Below are 2,210 nucleotides of genomic sequence, written 5' to 3' on the forward strand. Positions count from 1 at the left end.
CGCCTCGTCGTCATCGACGACTCGATCGTGCGCGGCAACACCCAGCGCGCCCTCGTGCGGATGCTGCGCGAGGCCGGCGCGGCCGAGGTGCACGTGCGCATCTCGAGCCCGCCCGTGCGATGGCCGTGCTTCTACGGCATCGACTTCGCGACGCGCGCCGAACTCATCGCCAACGGCCTCGTCGTCGACGAGATCGCGACGTCTCTCGGTGCCGACTCGCTCGGTTACATCAGCGAGGACGGCATGATCGCCGCCACCGGGCAGCCGCGCGAGAACCTGTGCACCGCGTGCTTCACGGGCCGTTACCCCGTCGAGCTGCCCGCTGAGGATCGCCTCGGCAAGGGCCTGCTCGAGCTGCAGCTGCCTGTCGAGTTCGGCGGCGTCGATCCGACGACGGTCGGCACGGCCGACCTCGGCCAGGACGAGTCGATCGACCTCGCCCGCACCAACCCCGACGGCGTCTCGCCCGCCGGGGGCGCCGCCGTCAGCCCGGCCCGTCGCCACACGTCGAACTGACCGACGCCTCTCGATCCTCCCGCGCCGCCGCAGCCCTGACGGCGGCGCCGCGCCCGCACCGTGACCTCGCACCTCGAAGGACGACGATGACCCAGCACAACGAACCCATCACCTACGCAGGCGCCGGCGTCGACGTCGAGGCCGGCGACAAGGCCGTCGAACTGATGAAGGCCTCCGTCAAGCAGGCCCAGCGCCCCGAGGTGCTCGGCGGCCTCGGCGGGTTCGCGGGGCTGTTCGACGCCTCCGTCCTCGCGCGCATGGAGCACCCGATCCTCGCGACGTCGACGGACGGCGTCGGCACGAAGGTCGCGATCGCGCAGGCGCTCGACACGCACGACACGATCGGGTTCGACCTCGTCGGCATGGTCGTCGACGACATCGTCGTGTGCGGCGCGGAGCCGCTCTACATGACCGACTACATCGCGACCGGCAAGGTGGTGCCCGAGCGCATCGCGGCCATCGTCAAGGGCATCGCAGCGGCATGCCGTCAGGCGAACGTCGCCCTCATCGGTGGGGAGACGGCCGAGCACCCGGGCCTGCTCGCCGCGGACGAGTACGACGTCGCGGGCGCCGCGACGGGCGTCGTCGACAAGGCCGATCTCATCCTTCCCGAGTCGGTGCGCGAAGGTGACGTCGTCCTCGGCCTCGCCGCGAGCGGCCTGCACAGCAACGGCTACTCGCTCGTGCGCAAGGTCTACGCGAGCGCCGGGTGGGGCTACGACAAGCACGTCGAGGAGTTCGGTCGCACGCTGGGGGAGGAGCTGCTCGAACCGACGCGGGTCTACGCTGCCGACCTGCTGCGCCTCATCCGCACCGACGGCGTCGACATCCACGCACTGTCCCACGTCACCGGCGGGGGCCTGGCGGCGAACGTCGCCCGCGTGTTGCCCAAGGGCATGGGCGCGCGCATCGAGCGTTCGACGTGGACGCCGCCGGCCGTCTTCGACGTCACCCAGCGCGTCGGCAACGTGCCCCAGGACGACATCGAACGCACCCTCAACATGGGCGTCGGCTTCGTCGCCGTGCTGCCGGCCGAGCAGGCCGCGACGGCCATCGAGGTGTGCGCCGAACTCGACCTGCCCGCATGGCGCATGGGCGATATCGCACGCACCGAGAACCTCGACGCCGCCGAGGCAGAGATCATCTCCGGCGCCAAGGGCGTCGACGCCGGCGCCTGCCAGATCGTGGGCAGCTACGCCTGACGCGTGAGCACGGGCGCTCGAGCCCCTCGAGCTCGGCGGCGGCCCACGCAGAAGTCAGCACGACGAGAGCCTCCGTCCCGATGGGATGGAGGCTCTCGTTCACGTCAACTCAAGAAAAAGCGGGTTGCGCGCCCGTCGTGGTCAGGCGTCGTCCGACGCCCACTTGGAATAGCGGTCATACTCGTCGCCCTCGTCGTCGGCTTGCGCCTGACGCGTTTCGTTCGCGCTGCGCGAGGCACGGAGCTCTCGCTCCAACGCGCTGAGGTCGGTGTCCGGCGAGAAGTACTTGAGCTCGCGTGCAACCTTGGTCTGCTTGGCTTTGGCCCGGCCGCGCCCCATGGCGAGACCCCCTCTGTCGTGTTGCCAGGGCGGCCGTCATCACCCCGCACGCGGGCGTGTGGACGTCAGGCGGAGGGCCCTGGGGATCCTAAGTTTCTGTCGTGGGGGTAACGCTACCTCAGGTGCGTTGATTTCCGCCCATCGACGCGGATC

General features: G+C 70.3%; 2 protein-coding genes and 1 pseudogene. 2 read left to right on the forward strand and 1 reads right to left on the reverse strand.

Annotated elements, in window-relative coordinates; genetic code table 11:
- A pseudogene (locus B2284_RS05465) lies at positions 1 to 516 on the forward strand (amidophosphoribosyltransferase); the annotation flags it as partial.
- A gap of 86 nt (positions 517 to 602) precedes the next feature.
- Positions 603 to 1,718 (forward strand): phosphoribosylformylglycinamidine cyclo-ligase, encoded by a 1,116-nt coding sequence (purM, locus tag B2284_RS05470; protein WP_062258216.1) that lies wholly within the window; start codon positions 603 to 605, stop codon positions 1,716 to 1,718.
- 141 nt (positions 1,719 to 1,859) lie between these two features.
- Here purM and B2284_RS05475 read toward each other — a convergent pair whose 3' ends face one another.
- Positions 1,860 to 2,057 (reverse strand): DUF3073 domain-containing protein, encoded by a 198-nt coding sequence (locus B2284_RS05475; RefSeq protein ID WP_062258217.1) that lies wholly within the window; start codon positions 2,055 to 2,057, stop codon positions 1,860 to 1,862.
- Between the last annotated feature and the right edge of the window lie 153 nt (positions 2,058 to 2,210).

Origin of the sequence: Dermacoccus sp. UBA1591 (assembly GCF_002322065.1) — a bacterium.
Classification (GTDB): Bacteria; Actinomycetota; Actinomycetes; order Actinomycetales; family Dermatophilaceae; genus Dermacoccus; species Dermacoccus nishinomiyaensis.